The following is a 19,589-nucleotide window of genomic DNA, read 5'->3' as shown; positions in this document are numbered from 1 at the left end:
ACCCGACACAGACTATTGAGATGCAGGGGGATGGATGCGGTACATATGTATTGCATTCAATCAATCCTGGGGCGCCATTGTCCCACTCCGGGTTGCAGGCATAATCCGGAGTTAATCGACGGTGTATTCAATCGTCATATTTGCGAAGGTTTCACCATGCACGTACTGGTTTGCGAAGACGATGAACTGATCGCCAGTGGCATCGTCGCCGGCCTGTCCGCCCAGGGCCTGACCGTGGAGCACGTGGCCACGGCGTCCGCTGCCCGGGCGATGCTCAAGGTGGCGGAGTTCGATGTCATGGTGCTCGACCTTGGGCTGCCGGACGAAGACGGCCTCAAGCTGCTGCAGCAATTGCGCCATCAGGGCCTGGAGTTGCCGGTTTTGATCCTCACCGCGCGTGATTCGGTCACCGACCGCGTCGATGGCCTGCAAGCCGGTGCCGATGATTACCTGCTCAAACCCTTCGACCTGCGCGAGCTCGCTGCGCGCCTGCATACGCTGTTGCGACGGGTGGCGGGGCGCAGTGTCAACCTGATCGAACACGGCGCCCTGACCTACGACCCGAGCAGCCGCGAAACCACACTCGCCGGTCAGCCGGTCGACCTCTCGCGTCGCGAGCAGTCCCTGCTGCAAGCCTTGTTGCATAACCGTGGCCGGGTGCTGTCCACCGAGCAACTGAAGGACAGCGTCTACGGTTTCAACGACGAACTGGAAAGCAACGCCCTGAACGTTCATATCCATCACCTGCGGCGCAAGCTCGGCAATGGCATTGTCGAGACCGTGCGCGGCCTGGGTTATCGCCTGGGGCCGGCTGATGGCGGAGAAGAATCGAAGTGATGAGTCTGCGTTTGCGCCTGAGCCTGACGCTCGGCGCTGCGTTTGCGCTGATCTGGGCCCTGGCCGCGGCCTGGATGCTCAGCGATTTGCGCAATCAAATGATGTTTTCCCTCGACCAGCGCCTGGTGGCGTCGGCACGCATGGTCGCCGGCCTCATGGAGCAACTGCCGCCCGTGCCGAGCAAGGGCGAGGGCACCCACTTCAGCGCCGAACAATTGAACATACCGGGTGGCATGGCGTGCCAGGTCAGTTCGTTGCGCGGTGAAATCCTGGCCCGCAGTCACACCGATCCGCAGCAGACTCTGGAGGCCGAGAAGCTGGGCTTTCACGATCAGATGATCGACGGCGCGCCGTGGCGCAGTTTCACGCTGGCCCGGGGTGATCTGCGCATCACCACCGCCGACCGGCAAATCGAGCGTGAGGCGTTGAACATGTCGATCCTGCTGGCCGCTTCGGTACCGGTGGGCGTGGCGCTGCTCGGTTGCCTGTGCCTGCTCTGGCTGGGCATCGGCCAGGGGCTGGCACCGCTCAACCGCATGCGCGACGCCTTGATGCGCCGCAGCGCCGACTCCCTGGAACCCTTGCAGATCCGGCCATTGCCCAGCGAGCTGCAACCCTTGCTGGAAACCCAGAACCAGTTGCTCCAGCGCATCGGCAAGACCATCGAGCGCGAACGTCGCCTGACCGGCGACGCGGCCCACGAGTTGCGCAGCCCGCTGACCGCCATCAAGACCCACCTGCAAGTGGCGCGCATGACCGACGGTAGCGCCCGGGACCAATCCCTGGCGCGCGCCGAAGAAGGGGCGGATCGCATGCACCGCACCCTCGAGCAATTGCTGTTGCTGGCGCGGGTCGAGGGCAGCCTGTCGTTTGACGACGGTGTGCAGTGCAACGCCGAGCAAGTGGCAAAACTGGCGATCCAGGATGCGGCGAGCGGCGATCGCCAGCGCATCAGGTTTCAGGCTCCGGGCAAGGTCTCCGCTGCACCAGTACAAATGCCCGCCGTGCTGTCGATCGCCGCGTTGCGCAATTTGCTCGACAACGCACTGCGCCATACTCCCGCCGACAAAGCGGTGGAGTTGAGCCTGGAAACCACCGGCAATCGTGTGCAGTTCGTGGTGCGCGACCATGGGCCGGGGATTGCCGAAGAGGATTTGCAGCACTTGACCCAACGCTTCTGGCGCAACGGCCAGAGCACGGGTTGTGGCCTGGGGCTGGCGATTGTCCAGGCGATCGTTCAGCGTTGCGGTTGTACGCTGCAATTCGATAGCCGACCGGACGGCTTGCGGGTTGAGCTGACGATGCCGCTGCAACCAGCCTGAAAAACACCACAACCCCCTGTAGGAGCGAGCTTGCTCGCGATGGTCGATAACGATAACGCGTGCTTTCTGAATGCACGCGGTGTTCTTGAGTCCATCGCGAGCAGAGCTCGCTCCTACAAAGGTTTCCGTGTTACCACCTAAATCTCTCAAGCGCTGATGCGTTTCCAGAACAGGAAAACCGTATTGAGGGGTCGAGAGATGTCAGTCGCTACCAGCCTTATCGAAGATCAGCCGGCCCGGGTCGCTCCGACGTCTGCCGAGACACTTTATCAATTCAACGAATCGCCATTGCTGACCCGCCAGAGCCAGCAGGAGTCAAACGCCCGCAGCTATCCGCGACGCATTCCCCTGGCGCTCAAGCGCGCCAAGGGTATTTACGTCGAAGACGTCGAAGGCCGCAGGTTCATCGACTGCCTGGCCGGTGCCGGGACCCTGGCCCTGGGGCACAACCACCCGGTGGTGATCCAGGCCATCCAGCAAGTGCTCACCGATGAGCTGCCGCTGCACACTCTGGACCTGACCACCCCGGTCAAGGATCAGTTCGTCCAGGACCTGTTCGGCCTGCTGCCGCCTGCCCTGGCCGCTGAAGCGAAGATCCAGTTCTGCGGTCCCACGGGCACCGACGCCGTGGAAGCCGCCCTGAAGCTGGTGCGTACCGCCACGGGCCGCAGCACCGTGATCTCGTTCCAGGGCGGGTATCACGGCATGAGCCAGGGCGCGCTGAGCCTGATGGGCAGCCTCGGGCCGAAAAAACCGCTGGGCGCCTTGCTCGGCAGCGGCGTGCAGTTCATGCCGTACCCTTACGATTACCGCTGCCCGTTCGGGCTGGGCGGTGCGCAAGGGGTGAAAGCCAACCTGAGTTATCTGGAAAACCTGCTCAACGACCCCGAGGCCGGGGTGCAATTGCCGGCGGCGGTGATCGTGGAAGTGGTGCAGGGCGAGGGTGGAGTGATCCCGGCCGACCTGGACTGGTTGCGCGGTGTGCGGCGGATCACCGAAAAGGCGGGCGTCGCCCTGATCGTCGATGAAATCCAGAGCGGATTCGCCCGTACCGGCAAGATGTTTGCCTTCGAACACGCCGGGATCATTCCCGATGTCGTGGTGATGTCCAAGGCCATCGGCGGCAGCCTGCCGCTGGCGGTGGTGGTCTATCGCGACTGGCTCGACACCTGGCTGCCGGGCGCCCACGCCGGGACCTTCCGGGGCAACCAGATGGCCATGGCCGCCGGTTCCGCAGTGATGCGTTATCTGGTCGAACACAAGGTTTGCGAGCATGCCGCCGCCATGGGCGAACGCCTGGCCGAGCACCTGCGCATTCTGCAACGGGACTTCCCGCAACTGGGTGATATTCGTGGGCGTGGCTTGATGCTCGGTGTCGAACTGGTCGATCCGACGGGCGCACCGGATGCCCAGGGCCACCCGCCGGCCTTCGCCCGCCTGGCACCCCTGGTGCAGCGCGAATGCCTAAAGCGTGGCTTGATCCTGGAACTCGGTGGCCGCCATGGCGCGGTGGTGCGCTTCCTGCCACCACTGGTGATCAGCGCTGCGGAAATCGATCAGGTGGCCGGGATTTTCGGCCGGGCCCTGGCCGCTGCCACCCGCGATCAGTAAATATTTCGCGCCGCGCAACGTTCCTTCTACATAACGGCTGCGCACAGGGCGCAGCCCGCCCAACACCGATGGAGAGACAGCATGACTTCAGTATTCGACCGCGAGGACATCCTCTTTCAGGTCGTGGTCAACCATGAAGAGCAATACTCGATCTGGCCCGATTACAAAGCCGTGCCGCAGGGCTGGCGCACCGTGGGCAAAAGCGGGATGAAAAAGGAATGCCTGGCCTATATCGAAGAGACCTGGACCGACATGCGTCCGTTGAGCCTGCGCCAGAAGATGGATGAGCAGGCGGCTGAGAAGACCGCTTGAATCAGCGGGCTTCCTGGTAAAAGATCGCAGCCTTCGGCAGCTCCTACAGGATACGCAATACCTGTAGGAGCTGCCGAAGGCTGCGATCTTTTGATCTTAGGCCGAAGGCCCGTTGCTCAACCCCTCGATCACCCTGTCCACATTCCCCTCCAGTTCACCCACCGGGTCTTCAGCATCGGTACTCAACACCACCAACCCTATCGAAGAGACCTGGACTGACATGCGTCCGTTGAGCCTGCGCCAGAAGATGGATGAGCAGGCGGCTGAGAAGACCGCTTGAATCAGCGGGCTTCCTGGTAAAAGATCGCAGCCTTCGGCAGCTCCTACAGGATGCGCAATACCTGTAGGAGCTGCCGAAGGCTGCGATCTTTTGATCTTAGGCCGAAGGCCCGTTGCTCAACCCCTCGATCACCCTTTCCACATTCCCTTCCAGTTCACCCACCGGGTCTTCAGCATCGGTACTCAATACCACCAACCGACTCCCCGCCTCAGCAATCGCGGCTTTCACCGTCTCCGAAGGCTGCCGGTGATGCAACACCACCGCCACATCATTGTCCTTGAGCATCGCGCTTAACGCCTTGAGCGCTTCTGGTGTCCATTGCGCATCCGGTCGCGCATCCAGCCCCACCAGCTCCAGATTGAGCCCACCGATCAGGTAGCCGAAATGATCGCTGAGGCTCATCACACTGAGGTTATCGGCCGTCGCCAGCCGCGCTTCGCTGTCAGCACTGAGCTTGAGCAAGCGTTGCTTGAGGGCTGCCAGGTTGGCATCGATTTTCGGCTTGGCCTCAGGGGCCAGGCGTACCAGGTCCGCCGCCATCACGTCGGCCATGCGGCCCATGTTGTTGCTGGAAAACCACGGCCGGCTGTTGAGGCCGTCGACCCTGTTGCCCGGCTGCACGGCGATGCCGGGCAGGGCACCGTCCACCGGGCGGGCGGCATCGACTTCGACGATACGGATATTGCTGCGCCGGGAGATCGGGTACAGCGGGTCATCCGGCCAGAGTGAACGCAGGCCGATCACCGCATCGGCATCCTTCGCCAGCTGGGCCAGCGCCGGGGCACCTCGGCCGGTGAAGTAGGCAGTCTGGCGGCTGCCGGGCAGATTGGCCGGCGCGGCGCGTTCGAGGCTGACATCGGTGTCTTTGAGCAGCAGTTCACCGAGACGATAAGTAATCGGCAAAGAGGCCAGCACGCGCAGCGGTTTGCCGCTATCTGCGGCGAAGGTCGTGGCGGTCAACCCGCACAGGGCCACCGCGAGGGTCAGTTGGCGCAGAGAAAAAATCATTTATCCAAGGTTCCCTTTCAGGCTGGGGACGATGCCGCGCGCAATGGCGGCCAGGGCGAAGGCGATACCGGCCACGAGGATTATCGCGGCACCGGACGGAATCGGCAGGTCGAAGACGATCGGCGCGAGAATCCCGCACAGCGTGCTGACGGTGGCGATCAGCACCGAACACCAGAAAAAGCCCTTCAGCGATTGGCTGAGCAAACGCGCCGCCGCTGCCGGAATCACCAGCAGCGCGCCGACCAGAATCGCACCGATGACCTTCACCGCAGCGACGGTGATCAGCGTCACCAGAATCACGAACAGATAATCCAGGGCCTTCACCGCCACCCCGCGCACCGCCGCCAGTTGCGGATTGAAGCTGGCGAGCATGATGCGGTTGTACAAAGGCAAAGCCAGGGCCATCACCAGCGAACCGACGATGGCCAGCACCAGCAGGTCATTGCCGTTGACCGTCAGCACCGAACCGAACAGCACGTTTTCCAGGATGTGCACGTTGATCTTGCCCGCCAGAATCAACAGCAGGCTGGCGCCCAGGGCGAGCGACACCGAGAGGAACACGCCGATCAAGGTGTCCGGCGCCAGGCCGGTACGGTTACGCAGGTAGTTGAGCAGAATGCCGAACAGCAGGCAGTAGCCGAACAGGCTGCCGTAGGGACCGGTGTAGGGTTCACCGAGCAAAATGCCGATGGCCACGCCGGTCAACGCGGCATGGCCGACGGCTTCGGAGAAAAACGCGAAGCGCTTGACCACCACCAGCGTACCCAGGCCGCCCAGCACCGGGCCGATCAGCAGGCCGGCGAGCAGCGCATTGACCACGAATCCATAGGCCAGCGCCTCGGGCAGATAACCCGACGATGCCCAACCCTGGACCATCAGGCGAAAAGCTTCGTAACTCATCAGGCAAGGCTCCGTGGGTGAGTCGAGAACAGCGTCAGCAGGCGCTCCGGCGTCAGTGCCTGTTGCGGCGTGGCGTCGAACAGCACGCGGCGATTGAGGCCGGTGACGTGATCGGCCAGGCGCCCGACCGCTTCCAGGTCGTGCTCGATCCACAGCACGGTGATGCCCGCCGCTCGCCAGTCGCCGAGCAGGCGTTCGAACACCCGGATCCCGGCTTCATCGAGGGCCGACATCGGCTCGTCGAGCACCAGCAGTTGCGGAGACGGGATCAGCCCCTGGGCCAGCAATACCCGCTGGCGTTCGCCGCCGGACAACGCGCCCATGCGGCGCTTGCGCTTGTCCTGCATGCCGACCCGTTCAAGGGCTTCGCCAATCGCCGCCGTGTAATGTTTGCTCAAACCGAGAAAGGCCGGGCGACGCTGGCACATGGCAGCCATGAAATCGTCGACGGTCATCGGCAAACCCCGGTCGAATTCCAGCGCCTGTGGCACATAGCCAATCGTCCCCGGTTCGGCCGACCACTGCAGGCTCAAGCGGCCCTGATGCGGCATTTGCCCGAGCAGGGTCTTGATCAGCGAACTCTTGCCGCCGCCGTTGGGGCCGACCAGCGCATGCACGCTGCCGGGACGGACCTGGAAGGTCACCTTGTCGAGGATCGTCGTGCGCCCGAGGGTCAGGCTGATGTCGGCAAAATCCAGGGTCGGGCCGGGAACCTGTGGGAGCGGGCTTGCTCGCGAAAGCGGTGGGTCAGTCAGCATCATTGCCAAATTACAGTCCGCCTTCGCGAGCAAGCCCGCTCCCACAATGGATTCGGATTCACTTGGAACGGGGCTTTGTGCACTGATGATATCCTTGGCAGTCATGCCCCCGACTCCTGAATCGCCCGCACCACGGTGTCGAGGTTGCCGGTCATTTCCTTTTCGTACTTGTCGGCGGTGTATTCGCCGTAGGAAATATGCGACAGCGGATACAGCTTCACGCCGGATTCGCGCTGGATGGTGTCGACGTAAGTGGAGGGAAAATCCATCTCCGAGAAGATCACCTTCACGTCCAGCTCACGCAGTTGGTCGATGGTCTTTTTCAACTGGCTCGGACTCGGCTCGATGCCGTGGGCCGGCTCGACCACGGCTGTCACTTCCAGACCGAATTCGCGCAGCAGGTAGTCGTAGGCGGCGTGCACCGTGGCTACGCGCAACTCGGCGTTCGGCGCCTGGGTCAGTTTGGCCAGGGCATCGGCGCGCATCTTGCGCAGGCGCTTGCCGTAGGCGCGGGCGTTCTCGGTGTAGGTTTTGGCATTGGCCGGATCGAGCTTGCCCAGCTCCCGGGCGATGTTGTTGACCTGGGCGATCGAGGCGCTGATCGACAGGAAGGTATGCGGGTTCACCACTTTGCCGGCACCCCGGGCGGCAACACCGGTGGCGGCAAGCAGCGGCACGTTTTCATTGGCTTCGATCACCGGCACGTTCGGGGTTTCGCTGGCGGCGATCATGCGGTCGGCGAAATCATCATGGCCTACGCCGTTGAGCACGATCACGTCCAGCCCGCTGATGCGCTTGATGTCTTCGGCGCGGGGTTCGTAGGCATGCGGGTTGAAACCGGCCGGAATCAGCGGCACCACTTCGGCCTTGTCGCCGACGATGTTCGCCACGTAGCTGTAATACGGGTGCAGGGTGATGCCGATGCGCAGGCGCTTGGCTGCCTCGGCACTGGCAAGGGATGGCAGCAGGCAGGCCAGCAGGCCGATCAGCAGCACGCGCAAGATAGAGCGTTGAGATGGAATGGGCATGGGAAAGCGGTCTTCTCTCGGGTGAGGGCGAGGGTTCAATGCCGGTGCTGGCGGGTCACGCCGGCATCGAATTGCGCGACGATCTGTTGCCAGCCGGCACTTTCGAGCGCGCTGTCGCTGAGGTCGGCCGGAGCGGTGAGCGTGCCGGCGCGGTTGAGCCAGATGTCCGGAGCGTCATCGGTGGCGGTCAGGCGCATCAGGAATGAACCAGCTACCGTCGGCGTCTTGCTCAGGCCGAAGTAGGCCTTGGCGTTGAGCAATTGCCAGGCATGGCTGCCACGGCTGACGGAGCTGGCATCCCGGGCAAACGGGGCAAAACCCTCGTCGGCGAGGGCCTCGGACGTCGGCAGGGTTTGCTGTTCCTGGCGCAGTAAATGAATCTCGTCCAGGGTCACCCGCAAGTCGGCGTAGATGCCTTGCTCGGCAGCGCTGAGGTCGCGGCGGGCATCCAGTTGGTGGCTGTTGACGCTGCCCGCCTCATGGGATTCCCCGCGCCAGAGCACCACCGAACCGGCGACCGCAAGGATCATCAGGCACAGCAGCAGGACGTAGAGGGTTTCGTGACCGGCACCGGCCGGGCGTACGACTTGGGTCGTTGAAGTATTCATGGCGCCTGGATGTCCGCCTGGTCGATTTCCACCACGTGACCGGGGCCTGCGTCGAACAGCACATAGAACTCGGCGCCGGGTTTCTTGAACGTCAGGGTCGAATCGGCTCCGAGTTTGCCAGGCACCAGGATGGTCTCGTCGTAGCCGATCACATCGAGGGTCACGCCCGGAGCGCCGCTGCCGTCGGAAAAGCCGCCGGTGCATTTGATCTGCTCGGCGTCGATGGCCTTGCATTCGCACATCGGGTTGTGGGCCAGGGCGCTGGCGCTGAAACCGGCGCAGAGCAGCAACAGGGTGTTGAGTGGACGAAGCGGGTTGATCATGGTTTGCCTCCTTGTTTGTTCAACCAGGCGATGGTGGCGGGGGAGGCCTGGCTCAAAGGAATGGATGCCTGATGCATGGCGCCGTCCCAGCCTTCCATGGTGATCCACAGCTCGGCGTCGGCCGTGGTCTTTTCCGGGACGGGCAGTGAAGCGCCCATGCGGTACGGCGTGCCGAAGAAAATCACGCCGGCGGCGCGCAGGCTGCGGGGTTTGCCGATGCGCAGGTAGGTGGCCTTGACCTGTCCGATACAGGCCTCGCACAACGCCGCGTTGAAACCCTTCATGTAGCCGGCCGGGCCATCGAGCGTGGGGGCGGCGTTGCGCAACTCCGCCAGGAGCAGGCTCCAGGGGCCGACCTGGACTTCGCCGACTTCGCGTTCGCCCAGGCCACTGTCGCCACGCATCAATGCTTCATCCGCGAAGTACTTGGGCATGAAACCGAGTGGAATCAGCAGCAACAGGACGTTCAGGTGAAAGCGCCATTTGTGCCAGAGCACGCTCAGGCGCGAGGGTTGTGAGACCGCGATGTCTTTGCTCACAGGTTGGCCTCCGAAGTTTCCTTGCGGGTGGCCGGTTGCGCCGTGGCGCCGCGCGATGTCCTGTTGCTGCGCTTGAAGGCATTGGCCGTCGCCAGTGCCGTGCGCTTGGTCCAGATCAGCAAGCCGCTGAGCACCATCATGCTCAGCAACAGGCCGAAGAACGCCCAGATCAGCTTGATCCACAAGCCACCGAAGTCGCCGGTGTGCAGTGGGCGCATGGACTCGGTGACGAACTCCAGGGCCGAACGGTCCGAAATCAGGCGAGAGGCGGCGATTTCGCCAGTGTACGGGTTGAGGGTCGCGGTCTGGAACATCAGTGGATACCAACCGCGTCCTCCGACATCCAGATGGCTGTAGGCATTACCCGGCAGGCTGACGAAGCTGGCTTCCAGCCCGGAGATTTTCTGCGTGGCGATTTCAATCGCGCGATCAAGGTCGATGCGCGGCGGGGGCGATCCATCGGGCGACAGCGGTACCGCTTCGCGGGACATCGCCGGAATGATCTTTTCCGTGGAGATGGAAATCTGGTTATCGAACAGCAAGGCCTGGATCAGGAACCAGGTGCCTGTGATGGAAATCACCGCGATGAACCAGATCGACCAGATACCGCTCAGGCGATGGAAGTCGCCCCAGAAAATCCGCGCGCCGTGGCGAATCCGCAGGGTCGGGCGGAAAAAACCTTTCCAGAAGCGTTTGTAGACCACCAGCCCGGTGACCAGCGAAGCCAGCAGCGGCAAGCCGAGAAACGACACCAGGTACCAGCCCCAGCTGTAGCCGTTGGTGAACGGCACCAGCCACCAGCCGTGCAGCGCCCGGGTGAAGGCGCGGAAGTTGAACTCCGGCGCGACGCCCTGGATCACGCCGCTGTATGGATTGACATAAATCACCACCGAGCGTCCGTCGGGATAGCTGACTTCGACATCCAGCGCGAAGTGCGACTCGTCGGGCCGACTGATGCTCTGCACCACGGTCTGCGGTTCGGCCTTGTTGATGGCCTCGATGACCTGCTGATAACTGAGCAGTGGTGCATCGTCCGAGGGCTGGCTGGCGCGCATGGGCGGGTTGGCCAGCCAGACGATTTCCTGGCTGATCACCGCCAGGGTGCCGGTCACGCAGACGATCAGCACGAAAAACCAGATCGGCAGCGCCAGCCAGCTATGGACCAGGAACCAGATTTTTGAACGGGATTTCTTCGACATATTGAAGGTCTTGCCTGGATGAGAGGCTGCTCGGCTGCGGGCTTCGCAGGGATGAGCGCCCTGAAGGTCCAGTCGTGGCTTTTGCCTACGCGACAGGACTGCATCTAGGTAAGACGGATGAGCAAAGGAAATCCCGAAAGGGGAAGTGAAAGAAAATGTTTCTCGATAGGCAGAAAGGCAGAGCAACCCGCGCACGGCCGGCCGCAGGATTCACATTCACTGAAGATCAAACGGTGGAGCGGGCTTGCTCGCGAAGGGGACGGCACATTCAAAGTCAATGTTGCCTGACACACCGCCTTCGCGAGCAAGCCCGCTCCCACAGATTCCGAGCAAGCCTGCTCGCGAAGATTTCAACCCTGCTGAAACATCTCCTTCGCCCGTTGTTCAATCTGTTCCTGAGTCAGGTCTTCCTTGCGCGTCGCCAGGAACCACAGGTGCCCGTAGGGATCCTTCAAGGTCCCCGAGCGATCGCCGTAAAACTGATCCTTGACCTCGGATACAACGGTGGCACCGGCATCGATGGCCTGTTTGTAGGACTTGTCGACATCGGTGACATACAAATGCAGACCCACGGACGGCGAATTGTCCGGATTGCTCAACGGTCCCTGATCGCACGGCGTGCCCAGCATGATCGGGCAATCGCCGATGCGCAGTTCGGCGTGACCGATGCCACCATCGGGCATGGCCAGGCGCATGACCTCAATGGCGCCGAAGGCTTTCTTGTAGAAATCGATGGCTTCGGCAGCTTTGTGGATACCCAGATAGGGGGTGATGCTGTGATACCCCTCCGGAATGGGTTTGACGCTCATGATGGATCTCCCTGTTCTTGTTCTGTGAGTGGAAAGTACCTGCTTCGTTGTACAGCCGAATAAATATAGGCCAGCCGCTTTCGTCTCACCGAGCGCCCGACGAGCAGCAACGCCACACAAATGCCATCAGGTCGGCTCCAGCCAATGCGCTCCGGGCCTGTGCTCTGGACAAGTGTTGATAAGGACAATGATCGTCATTTCCTGATAGCCACTATTGAAAGCGTTGATTTCTGCTACCCGGAACGCGCGGGTAGCCTGTGTTCATTGCCTCGAACCCAGTCGCCAGGACGCCAGAAATGAAACCGATGATCGCCACTTTGCTGATGCTCGCCGTCTCCGTACTCGCCGGGTGTGCCAGCCATGTTTCCCCGGAGCTTCGGCCTTACACGGCTGAAGAAAGCAAGGAACTGGCGCTGGAGGCGCTGAACCGCCGGGGATTGTCCTTCGACGAATACCACGCGAAGAAAGCCGAATTGCTCGGCCAGCCGCAAAAGTCGTTCAGCTACGACAATCAGGGGGAAATGAACGCCGGGCGATCTGTACAGCTTCACGGTCGTCCAAGCTGAGGCAAAACTGTACTGCTCCAAGTTTCGCGTAACTGTCCATGGGTTTCGCCCAAGGTGTGCGATAGGGTCAACACCTGACCGACCCTGACGGACTGCCACCCATGACGCTCTCACTCGACCTGCTGCTGGGCTTTGCCCTGTTCGCCCTCGTCACCTCGATCACACCCGGTCCGAACAACACCATGTTGCTGGCATCCGGCGTGAACTTCGGCTTCAACCGCACGATTCCGCACATGCTCGGCATCACTTGTGGCTTCTTTGTACTGGTGGTGGCGGTCGGTTTCGGACTTGGCGCGGTGTTCCAGGCTTACCCTTTGCTCTACACCGTGCTGCGTTACGTGGGGGCGGCGTATCTGCTGTATCTGGCGTGGAAAATCGCTCATTCCGGGCCCATGTCGGAGAGTCAGCAGAGCGAGGCGAAACCGATCAGCTATCTGGGCGCCGCCGCGTTCCAGTGGGTCAACCCCAAGGCCTGGATCATGGCCATTGGCGCCATCAGCACCTACACGCCGATGCAGGGTTACTTCGTCAATGTGATCGTGATTGCAGCCGTCTTTGCCATCATCAACCTGCCGAGCGTTGGTGTCTGGGCCGCTTGCGGCACGCTGTTGCGCAACGTTCTGAAGGATCGCCGCTGGCTGCGCCTGTTCAATTGGGGCATGGCCGCGCTGCTTGTGGGATCGCTGTATCCGCTGCTGCTCGAAGGCTTTAGCTGACGCATTGCTTCAATCGGTTGCCCGATGCCTGTTAAGCTGACTTTTCAGGAGCGTTCCTACGCACTATTAAATGAAGTAGTCCTTCTTTAACGGCATCCGATCAGGTATTGGTAACGTTCTGAAAACAGCGCGCAGCTCACAAGGCTGCGCTTTGCCGTTTACAGTCATGAGCTTCCTGATCCCGGAACACGCTCTGCGAGTCATTTATGAACAAACGTCCGTTGTATTTCGATTACGCCGCCACCACGCCGGTGGATGAGCGGGTCATCAAGGTGATGGTCGAGTGTCTGGGTTTTACCGGCAATTTCGGCAACCCGGCCTCAAGCTCTCATGTCTTCGGCCAGCAGGCCCGGCAATCGGTTGAGCAGGCGCGACGCCAGGTCGCCGAACTGGTCGGCGCGACAGCTGAACAGATCGTCTGGACCTCAGGCGCCACCGAATCCAACAACCTCGCGCTCAAAGGCGTAGCCCAGGGCCGCGGCACTGGCGGTGGCCATATCATCACCAGCCAGATCGAACACAAGGCCATTCTCGATACCGCCAGGCAACTGCAGGATGCCGGTGTCGCCGTGACGTACCTGGTGCCGGATGCCGATGGGCTGATCACCGCGCAAGCGGTCAGCGACGCCATGCGCGAGGACACTTTCCTGGTGTCGCTGATGTTGGTCAACAACGAGTTGGGCACGCTCAACGATATTCCCGCCATCGGTCAGGTGGTGCGTGAACGGGGGGCGTTGTTCCATGTCGACGCCGCACAGGGTGCGGGCAAAGTGGCGATAGATCTCGCGCAGTGGCCGGTGGACCTGATGTCGTTTTCCGCGCATAAACTGTACGGCCCCAAAGGCATCGGTGCGTTGTACGTCGGTCCGCGTGCCCAACAACGATTGCAGGCGCAGATCCATGGCGGCGGGCATGAGGGCGGATTGCGTTCGGGCACCCTGGCGACCCATCAGATCGTGGCCATGGGTTCGGCCTTTGCACTGGCGGCGGCTGCGTTCGATGAAGAGAAAGCCACCATCGTGCGTCTGCGTGAACGCTTGCTCGAGCAATTGCAGGGCATTCCCGGCGTGCGTCTCAACGGCAGCCCGACCCGGCGCATTCCCCATACCCTGAGCCTGACCTTCGCGGAAGGCGAGTTCAACCCGGCGGCGTTGCTGACCTCGATCGCGTTTTCCGCGACCTCGGCGTGCAATTCCGCGAGTAATACTCCATCCCATGTGCTGCTGGCCCTGGGGCATGATGCCCGCTCGGCCAGCCGCACCATGCGCTTGAGCCTCGGGCGTTTCACCACCGAGCAGGACATCGACCAGGCGGTTCAACTGATCAAGGCAGCCTGCGCCAGTGCTCCGGCATTCTGGCAATAGGGCGACGAAGCGCCGACGTTGATCGGCACTCAACAATAATGATGAAGTGGTTAGCAGGAGACACGATGAATACGCAGCTTTCGATCAATGGATCGGTGCCCCGGCGCCTGGCGCAAACCCGCGAACTGATGAGCCGGGAGGGCATTCACGCCTTGCTGGTGCCGTCGGCCGACCCGCACCTGTCCGAATACCTGCCGGGTTACTGGCAGGGGCGCCAGTGGTTGTCGGGTTTCCATGGTTCGGTCGGCACCCTGATCGTGACCCCGGATTTTGCCGGCGTCTGGGCCGACAGCCGTTACTGGGAGCAGGCGACCAAGGAACTCAAGGGCAGCGGCATTGACCTGGTCAAGCTGCAACCGGGTCAACCCGGGCCACTGGAATGGCTGGCCGAGCAAACCCCCGAGGGTGGCGTCGTCGCGGTCGATGGCGCGGTCATGGCCGTGGCGTCGGCACGGACCCTGGGCGCTAAACTCGAAGAGCGTGGCGCCCGTCTGCGCACCGACATCGACCTGCTTGGCGGCGTCTGGAGCGACCGCCCAAGCCTGCCGAACGAACCGATCTATCAGCACTTGCCTCCACAGGCGACCGTCAGCCGTGGCGAAAAACTCGCCAAACTGCGTGAAACCCTTCAGGCCCGCGGTGCCGACTGGCATTTCATCGCCACCCTCGATGACATCGCCTGGCTGTTCAACCTGCGTGGCGGCGATGTGTCGTTCAATCCGGTATTCGTTTCCTTCGCCTTGATCAATCAGCAACAGGCCACGCTGTTTGTCGCCCTGAGCAAAGTCAGTGCCGAACTGCGCGCCATCCTTGAACAGGACGGCGTGACCTTGCGCGACTACAGCGAAGTCGCTGCCGCGCTGCGCGCCGTGCCGAGCGGCGCGAGCCTGCAAGTCGACCCGGCGCGGGTCACGGCGGGGTTGCTGGACAACCTCGACAGCGGGGTGAAACTGATCGAGGGCCTGAACCCGACCACCCTGGCCAAGTCGCAAAAAAGCCTGGCCGACGCCGAACACATCCGTCAGGCCATGGAGCAGGACGGTGCAGCACTGTGCGAATTCTTCGCCTGGCTGGACTCGGCGCTGGGCAATGAGCGCATCACCGAACTGACCATCGACGAAAAACTCACTGCTGCTCGTGAGCGCCGTCCGGATTATGTGTCGCTGAGCTTCAATACCATTGCCGCCTACAACGCCAATGGCGCGATGCCGCACTACCACGCCACCGAAGAGGAGCACGCGGTCATCGAAGGGGACGGTCTACTGTTGATCGACTCCGGCGGCCAGTACCTGGGCGGCACCACTGACATCACGCGGATGGTTGCGGTGGGCACCCCGACCGATGAGCAAAAACGCGATTGCACCCGCGTGCTCAAGGGCGTGATTGCCTTGTCCCGTGCGCAGTTCCCGAAAGGCATTCTGTCGCCGCTGCTCGATGCCATCGCCCGTGCGCCGATCTGGGCGGAAAGTGTCGACTACGGTCACGGCACCGGTCATGGCGTCGGTTACTTCCTCAACGTCCATGAAGGTCCGCAAGTCATCGCCTATCAGGCTGCGCCTGCGCCACAGACGGCGATGCAGCCGGGCATGATCACGTCCATTGAGCCGGGCACCTATCGTCCGGGCCGTTGGGGCGTGCGGATCGAAAACCTGGCGATGAACCGTGAGGCAGGCAAAAGCGAGTTCGGTGAGTTCCTGAAGTTCGAAACGCTGACCCTGTGCCCGATCGACACCCGTTGCCTGGAAACCTCGCTGCTGAGCGAAGACGAAAAGCAGTGGTTCAACACCTACCATGCCGAAGTGCGCGAACGCCTGAGCCCATTGGTCGAGGGTGCAGCCCTCGAGTGGCTGAACACCCGTACCGCGGCTATTTGATTGCTTTCAGTTCGGGCGCTGTCTCCAGCGCCCGGCTCATGTAGTCAACAAAGGCTTTGACCCTGGCGGATTGGCGACGATTCGCCGGGGACACGGCATGAATCGGTAGTGACTGCGCCGTGTAGTCCGGAAGTATCGTCGTCACGCTCCCGGCTTTCAGATCCTCGCTGAACAACCACACCGGCGACAGCGCAATCCCCAATCCCCCCAGCACCAGTTCGCGGATCGCCTCGGAATTGTTGCTCTGAGCATTGCCCTTGATCCGCACCTCATGACGCTGCGCATCTTTTGTATAAACCCACAGGTTTTGACTGCTCAGCAGGTTGAACATCAGGCAGTTGTGCCTGCCCAGCTCCTGCGGTGTTTGCGGTTGGCCGTATTGCCTGAGGTAGTCAGGTGATGCGACGGTCACCCGATGGGTCGTACCCACCAGACGAGCGATCAGGCCACTGTCGTTCAGGGCACCGATCCGGAAGGTGACGTCCAGCCCTTCGCTGACCAGATCCTGGTTCTGATCGTTCAGTTGCAGGTCTATCTGTACGTCAGGGTAGTGCCTGAGAAAGTCCGGCAATCGGGGGGCGATCTGCAAGCGGCCGAAACTGACCGACGAACCGATTTTCAGAGGCCCTGCAACCCGCTCTCGGCCGGACTGGAAGCTGTGTTCCGCCGCATCCACGGCAGCGAGGATGATCCGGCATTCGTTGTAGTAGCGCTGACCTTCGTCCGTCAGCGATAGCTTGCGGGTACTGCGGGCAATCAGCTTTCCGCCCAATCGGGTTTCCAGCGCTTGCAGCACCTTGCTAATGGTTGGCTGACTGGTCTGCAACTCCCGGGCAACGGCGGAAAAGCTGCCACGCTCAACCACCCGTACGAAAATCGCCATTGCATTGAGTGTGTCCACGGTATTTCTCATTGATGCTGTATCGGCATGATCACTATAGAGACATAGCGTCTTATCGGCATGTATAGGGCGAGGCAAGATTCACCCTGTATTCACTTCTGATGGGAGATGGCGAAATGACTGACTCACTGAACATGCGCGCTTTGATGATCGACTCGGCCAATGCGCCGTTACGCCTGGTTTCCATCGCGCGGCCCGTGCCACAGGCCGGGCAGGTATTGGTCAGGATCAAGGCCAGCGGTGTGAATCCACTGGATGGAAAAATCCGCTCCGGGCAGGCGACTCATGCGGGGCAACCACTGCCGGCGATCGTGGGAATGGATCTGGCCGGGACCGTAGAGGCGCTGGGCGAGGGCGTCAGTGGGTGGCTGCCGGGGGATGAGGTATACGCCATGGCCACCGGTATTGGTGGTATTCAAGGTTCATTGGCCGAATACGCGGCGGTCGATGCCCGCCTGTTGGCTCGCAAACCGCACAACCTGAGCATGCGCGAAGCGGCCGGATTGCCACTGGTGCTGGTCACCGCTTGGGAAGGCCTGGTGGACCGGGCTCGTGTTCGACCCGGGCAGAAGGTATTGATTCATGGCGGTGCCGGGGGCGTCGGACATGTAGCGGTACAAATCGCCCGCGCTTTTGGTGCTGAGGTTTTTGCCACGGGCTCGGCCGGGCAGCAATCGATCATCGAAGGGTTCGGCGCGACGTTTATCGATTACCGCAAGTCTTCGGTCGAAGACTATGTGGCCGAGCACACGGCCGGTGAGGGTTTCGACATTGTCTATGACACCGTGGGGGGCGAAACGCTGGATGCGTCATTCAAGGCTGCCCGGGTGTATCACGGTCATGTACTCAGTTGCCTGGGGTGGGGCCAGCACAGCCTGGCACCGCTGTCTTTTCGCGGGGCGACTTATTCCGGTGTCTTCACCCTGCTGCCATTGTTGACGGGCCAGGGACGCGAGCATCACGGCGAGATTCTGCGCGAGGCAGCGCGGTTGATCGAGGCGGGCAAGCTCGTGCCGTTGCTTGACCCGCACTCGTTCACACTGGAGTCGGCAGAAGCCGCCCATGCACTGCTCTTGTCGGGAGCGGCAAAGGGGCGGTTGGTCATCGAGGTCTAACTCAGGGCTTCGAGCACGAAGTCCAGTCGATCCTGGCCGAAGTACAGCTGGTTGTCGACAAACATGCTCGGAGCTCCGAATACGCCTCGCTGTACGGCTTTTTCGGTGTTGTCCTTGAGCGCCGTCTTGATTTCTTCATCGGCGGTCAGGGCCAGTACCTCCTGTGGGTTAAAGCCGTTTTCGCTGAGCACTGCCGCGACGGTTGCCGGTTCGTCCAGGCTGCGACCCTCTACCCAGATGGCCTTGAACAGGCAGTCGAGGAAGGCGGCAAAGCGTTCCGGGTGGCGCAATTGCATGCCCGTTACGGCGCGCATGAGCATCAAGGTGTTGATCGGGAAGTGCGGATTGAACTTCAGGGGCACGCCGTAGCGCTTGGCGTAGCGGTCCAGGTCCTGAAACATGTAGCGGCCCTTGGCCGGGATAGTCGCTGGAGAAGCATTGCCGGTGGCTTTGAATACGCCGCCCAGCAAGAACGGAATGTAGACCAGCCGGGTATCGGTCAGTGCGCAAATCTTCGGTAGCTGGGTATAGGCCAGATAGGTGGCGGGGCTGCCGAGGTCGAAGTAGAACTCCACGGTTTTGCTCATGTTCAAGGCGCTCGTCTTATTGTTGTGTGTGGGCGATTACCAGCGTTCGCTCCAGGGGCGAAGGTCCAGCTCGAAGGTCCAGGCATCGCGGGGCTGGCTGTGCAGGTACCAATAGTTTTCGGCGATGTGCTCGGGATTGAGGATGCCATCCTGATCCTTGGTAGCGTATTTCTCGGGGAAACTTTCACGGATGAAATCGGTATCGATGGCGCCATCGACGATGACATGGGCAACGTGAATGTTCATCGGCCCGAGCTCCCGGGCCATGCTTTGCGCCAATGCCCGAATGCCGTGCTTGGCACCGGCAAATGCGGCGAACCCGGCAGCGCCACGCATGCCAGCGGTGGCACCGGTGAACAGGATCGTGCCGCGCTGGCGCCTGGCCATGCGCTTGGCCACTTCACGGGCATTGAGAAAACCGGAAAAACAGGCCATTTCCCAGATCTTGAAATACTTGCGGGCGGTTTCTTCGAGAATGCTGCACGGCACGTTGGCGCCGATGTTGAAGACAAATGCTTCGATGGGGCCGATCTGGCTTTCGATCTGCTCGACCAGCGCGATCACGTCTTCTTCTTTACGTGCATCGCAGGCAAACCCGTGGGCCTCGCCGCCATCGGCCTTGATGGCCTCCACCAGTGGCTGGAGCTTGTCCGCGCTACGGCGAGTGACGCAGGCGACAAAGCCTTCCTGGGCAAACCGCTTGGCAATGGCGCCGCCCGTGGCATCACCTGCACCGACGACCAATACGACCTTCTTGTTATTCATGGGTTGATCCCTTTGGTAAACGATCGTTAACTAAACGAACGTTATGCTATGATTCGACAGACGTCAAGGTGAGCAATTCAGGGGAAAGGCAATGCGTTATTCGGCCAGTCACAAGCTGGAAACCAGGCAAAGGCTGCTGGAAAGCAGTGCGTTGTCGGCCAAGAAGT

General features: G+C 61.6%; 23 protein-coding genes (1 of these 23 only partly in view). 11 read left to right on the top strand and 12 right to left on the bottom strand.

Translation table 11 applies throughout. The annotated features are described in order from the left end of the window. The first annotated feature begins 156 nt into the window (after positions 1–156). The 5 genes from ACEN83_RS21975 to ACEN83_RS21955 all read left to right on the top strand — a co-directional run bounded on the left by ACEN83_RS21975 (position 157) and on the right by ACEN83_RS21955 (position 4,362). Positions 157–837 (top strand): response regulator, encoded by a 681-nt coding sequence (locus ACEN83_RS21975; RefSeq protein WP_495578430.1) that lies wholly within the window; start codon positions 157–159, stop codon positions 835–837. Beyond that, positions 834–2,159: an ATP-binding protein gene (locus ACEN83_RS21970; RefSeq protein ID WP_495578429.1), complete on the top strand. Its 1,326-nt coding sequence runs from the start codon at positions 834–836 to the stop codon at positions 2,157–2,159. Before ACEN83_RS21975 ends, ACEN83_RS21970 begins: the two co-directional genes overlap by 4 nt. 198 nt (positions 2,160–2,357) lie before the next feature. Beyond that, positions 2,358–3,770: an aspartate aminotransferase family protein gene (locus tag ACEN83_RS21965; protein WP_495578428.1), complete on the top strand. Its 1,413-nt coding sequence runs from the start codon at positions 2,358–2,360 to the stop codon at positions 3,768–3,770. Between the two features lie 81 nt (positions 3,771–3,851). Then, positions 3,852–4,082: an MbtH family protein gene (locus ACEN83_RS21960; protein ID WP_495578427.1), complete on the top strand. Its 231-nt coding sequence runs from the start codon at positions 3,852–3,854 to the stop codon at positions 4,080–4,082. 112 nt (positions 4,083–4,194) lie between these two features. After that, entirely contained in the window at positions 4,195–4,362 is a 168-nt protein-coding gene (locus tag ACEN83_RS21955) for a hypothetical protein (protein WP_495580923.1), read from the top strand. Between the two features lie 96 nt (positions 4,363–4,458). Here the strand turns inward: ACEN83_RS21955 and ACEN83_RS21950 are convergent, their stop codons facing one another. The 9 genes from ACEN83_RS21950 to ACEN83_RS21910 all read right to left on the bottom strand — a co-directional run bounded on the left by ACEN83_RS21950 (position 4,459) and on the right by ACEN83_RS21910 (position 11,534). After that, positions 4,459–5,370 carry a metal ABC transporter substrate-binding protein gene (locus ACEN83_RS21950; protein WP_495578426.1) on the bottom strand — a complete coding sequence of 304 codons (912 nt, stop codon included), beginning with the start codon at positions 5,368–5,370 and terminating at the stop codon, positions 4,459–4,461. Next, positions 5,371–6,270 (bottom strand): metal ABC transporter permease, encoded by a 900-nt coding sequence (locus tag ACEN83_RS21945; RefSeq protein WP_095968106.1) that lies wholly within the window; start codon positions 6,268–6,270, stop codon positions 5,371–5,373. Next, the gene (locus ACEN83_RS21940) at positions 6,270–7,028 is read right to left on the bottom strand and encodes a metal ABC transporter ATP-binding protein (RefSeq protein WP_495580901.1); all 759 of its coding nucleotides are present in this window, start codon (positions 7,026–7,028) and stop codon (positions 6,270–6,272) included. Before ACEN83_RS21940 ends, ACEN83_RS21945 begins: the two co-directional genes overlap by 1 nt. 101 nt (positions 7,029–7,129) lie before the next feature. Further along, positions 7,130–8,056, bottom strand: a complete 927-nt coding sequence (locus ACEN83_RS21935) for a metal ABC transporter substrate-binding protein (protein ID WP_495578425.1) — start codon at positions 8,054–8,056, stop codon at positions 7,130–7,132. A 35-nt stretch (positions 8,057–8,091) separates the two neighbouring features. Further along, on the bottom strand, positions 8,092–8,664 hold the full coding sequence (locus tag ACEN83_RS21930) for a DUF6162 family protein (protein ID WP_495578424.1): 573 nt from the start codon (positions 8,662–8,664) through the stop codon (positions 8,092–8,094). Further along, positions 8,661–8,987: a hypothetical protein gene (locus ACEN83_RS21925; protein WP_495578423.1), complete on the bottom strand. Its 327-nt coding sequence runs from the start codon at positions 8,985–8,987 to the stop codon at positions 8,661–8,663. The genes ACEN83_RS21930 and ACEN83_RS21925 overlap by 4 nt, the downstream gene beginning before the upstream one ends. After that, a complete protein-coding gene (locus tag ACEN83_RS21920) occupies positions 8,984–9,526 on the bottom strand; it encodes a PA2404 family protein (protein WP_495578422.1) in 543 nt (180 codons plus the stop codon). The genes ACEN83_RS21925 and ACEN83_RS21920 overlap by 4 nt, the downstream gene beginning before the upstream one ends. After that, positions 9,523–10,725 (bottom strand): PepSY-associated TM helix domain-containing protein, encoded by a 1,203-nt coding sequence (locus ACEN83_RS21915; RefSeq protein WP_495578421.1) that lies wholly within the window; start codon positions 10,723–10,725, stop codon positions 9,523–9,525. Before ACEN83_RS21915 ends, ACEN83_RS21920 begins: the two co-directional genes overlap by 4 nt. A gap of 350 nt (positions 10,726–11,075) precedes the next feature. Then, the gene (locus ACEN83_RS21910) at positions 11,076–11,534 is read right to left on the bottom strand and encodes a VOC family protein (RefSeq protein ID WP_104448869.1); all 459 of its coding nucleotides are present in this window, start codon (positions 11,532–11,534) and stop codon (positions 11,076–11,078) included. Positions 11,535–11,830: 296 nt separating this feature from the next. Between ACEN83_RS21910 and ACEN83_RS21905 the strand changes: the two genes are divergently transcribed. The 4 genes from ACEN83_RS21905 (at position 11,831) to ACEN83_RS21890 (ending at position 16,054) form a co-directional block, all read left to right on the top strand. Continuing rightward, positions 11,831–12,100, top strand: coding sequence for a hypothetical protein (locus tag ACEN83_RS21905; RefSeq protein WP_007973410.1), 270 nt, complete (start codon positions 11,831–11,833; stop codon positions 12,098–12,100). Positions 12,101–12,201: 101 nt separating this feature from the next. Next, the gene (locus tag ACEN83_RS21900) at positions 12,202–12,816 is read left to right on the top strand and encodes a LysE family translocator (RefSeq protein ID WP_495578420.1); all 615 of its coding nucleotides are present in this window, start codon (positions 12,202–12,204) and stop codon (positions 12,814–12,816) included. Between the two features lie 206 nt (positions 12,817–13,022). Then, positions 13,023–14,180 (top strand): cysteine desulfurase family protein, encoded by a 1,158-nt coding sequence (locus ACEN83_RS21895; protein ID WP_495578419.1) that lies wholly within the window; start codon positions 13,023–13,025, stop codon positions 14,178–14,180. Positions 14,181–14,245: 65 nt separating this feature from the next. Then, positions 14,246–16,054: an aminopeptidase P family protein gene (locus ACEN83_RS21890; RefSeq protein ID WP_495578418.1), complete on the top strand. Its 1,809-nt coding sequence runs from the start codon at positions 14,246–14,248 to the stop codon at positions 16,052–16,054. On the opposite strand, the gene ACEN83_RS21885 is transcribed toward ACEN83_RS21890, so the two are convergent. Beyond that, complete coding sequence (locus ACEN83_RS21885; protein WP_495578417.1) at positions 16,047–16,967, bottom strand: LysR family transcriptional regulator; 921 nt, start codon at positions 16,965–16,967, stop codon at positions 16,047–16,049. The genes ACEN83_RS21890 and ACEN83_RS21885 overlap by 8 nt on opposite strands. 104 nt (positions 16,968–17,071) lie before the next feature. On the opposite strand from ACEN83_RS21885, the gene ACEN83_RS21880 reads away from it, so the two are divergent. Beyond that, positions 17,072–18,070: a zinc-dependent alcohol dehydrogenase family protein gene (locus ACEN83_RS21880; RefSeq protein ID WP_495578416.1), complete on the top strand. Its 999-nt coding sequence runs from the start codon at positions 17,072–17,074 to the stop codon at positions 18,068–18,070. Here the strand turns inward: ACEN83_RS21880 and ACEN83_RS21875 are convergent. Next, positions 18,067–18,657, bottom strand: a complete 591-nt coding sequence (locus tag ACEN83_RS21875; RefSeq protein ID WP_495578415.1) for a 2-hydroxychromene-2-carboxylate isomerase — start codon at positions 18,655–18,657, stop codon at positions 18,067–18,069. The two genes, ACEN83_RS21880 and ACEN83_RS21875, sit on opposite strands and share 4 nt — an antisense overlap. A 36-nt stretch (positions 18,658–18,693) precedes the next feature. Further along, positions 18,694–19,422, bottom strand: coding sequence for an SDR family oxidoreductase (locus tag ACEN83_RS21870; protein ID WP_407800394.1), 729 nt, complete (start codon positions 19,420–19,422; stop codon positions 18,694–18,696). A gap of 91 nt (positions 19,423–19,513) precedes the next feature. Between ACEN83_RS21870 and ACEN83_RS21865 the strand changes: the two genes are divergently transcribed. Next, positions 19,514–19,589 carry the start of a TetR/AcrR family transcriptional regulator gene (locus ACEN83_RS21865; protein ID WP_495578414.1) on the top strand. The gene runs 485 nt beyond the window's last position, so only the first 76 of its 561 coding nucleotides appear in the window; it begins with the start codon at positions 19,514–19,516; its stop codon lies off the right edge, out of view.

This window comes from Pseudomonas sp. Pseusp49 (assembly GCF_059491875.1).
Note: the sequence above shows the minus strand (reverse complement) of the source record. Positions and strands in the feature narration are given on the sequence as shown.

Coding starts and splice junctions, on each gene's coding strand:
- ACEN83_RS21885 (WP_495578417.1), bottom strand. CDS start 16,967: ATGAGAAATACCGTGGACACACTCAATGCAATGGCGATTTTCGTACGG.
- ACEN83_RS21905 (WP_007973410.1), top strand. CDS start 11,831: ATGAAACCGATGATCGCCACTTTGCTGATGCTCGCCGTCTCCGTACTC.
- ACEN83_RS21900 (WP_495578420.1), top strand. CDS start 12,202: ATGACGCTCTCACTCGACCTGCTGCTGGGCTTTGCCCTGTTCGCCCTC.
- ACEN83_RS21870 (WP_407800394.1), bottom strand. CDS start 19,422: ATGAATAACAAGAAGGTCGTATTGGTCGTCGGTGCAGGTGATGCCACG.
- ACEN83_RS21925 (WP_495578423.1), bottom strand. CDS start 8,987: ATGATCAACCCGCTTCGTCCACTCAACACCCTGTTGCTGCTCTGCGCC.
- ACEN83_RS21975 (WP_495578430.1), top strand. CDS start 157: ATGCACGTACTGGTTTGCGAAGACGATGAACTGATCGCCAGTGGCATC.
- ACEN83_RS21965 (WP_495578428.1), top strand. CDS start 2,358: ATGTCAGTCGCTACCAGCCTTATCGAAGATCAGCCGGCCCGGGTCGCT.
- ACEN83_RS21895 (WP_495578419.1), top strand. CDS start 13,023: ATGAACAAACGTCCGTTGTATTTCGATTACGCCGCCACCACGCCGGTG.
- ACEN83_RS21950 (WP_495578426.1), bottom strand. CDS start 5,370: ATGATTTTTTCTCTGCGCCAACTGACCCTCGCGGTGGCCCTGTGCGGG.
- ACEN83_RS21945 (WP_095968106.1), bottom strand. CDS start 6,270: ATGAGTTACGAAGCTTTTCGCCTGATGGTCCAGGGTTGGGCATCGTCG.
- ACEN83_RS21875 (WP_495578415.1), bottom strand. CDS start 18,657: ATGAGCAAAACCGTGGAGTTCTACTTCGACCTCGGCAGCCCCGCCACC.
- ACEN83_RS21890 (WP_495578418.1), top strand. CDS start 14,246: ATGAATACGCAGCTTTCGATCAATGGATCGGTGCCCCGGCGCCTGGCG.
- ACEN83_RS21930 (WP_495578424.1), bottom strand. CDS start 8,664: ATGAATACTTCAACGACCCAAGTCGTACGCCCGGCCGGTGCCGGTCAC.
- ACEN83_RS21915 (WP_495578421.1), bottom strand. CDS start 10,725: ATGTCGAAGAAATCCCGTTCAAAAATCTGGTTCCTGGTCCATAGCTGG.
- ACEN83_RS21880 (WP_495578416.1), top strand. CDS start 17,072: ATGACTGACTCACTGAACATGCGCGCTTTGATGATCGACTCGGCCAAT.
- ACEN83_RS21910 (WP_104448869.1), bottom strand. CDS start 11,534: ATGAGCGTCAAACCCATTCCGGAGGGGTATCACAGCATCACCCCCTAT.
- ACEN83_RS21960 (WP_495578427.1), top strand. CDS start 3,852: ATGACTTCAGTATTCGACCGCGAGGACATCCTCTTTCAGGTCGTGGTC.
- ACEN83_RS21935 (WP_495578425.1), bottom strand. CDS start 8,056: ATGCCCATTCCATCTCAACGCTCTATCTTGCGCGTGCTGCTGATCGGC.
- ACEN83_RS21940 (WP_495580901.1), bottom strand. CDS start 7,028: ATGCTGACTGACCCACCGCTTTCGCGAGCAAGCCCGCTCCCACAGGTT.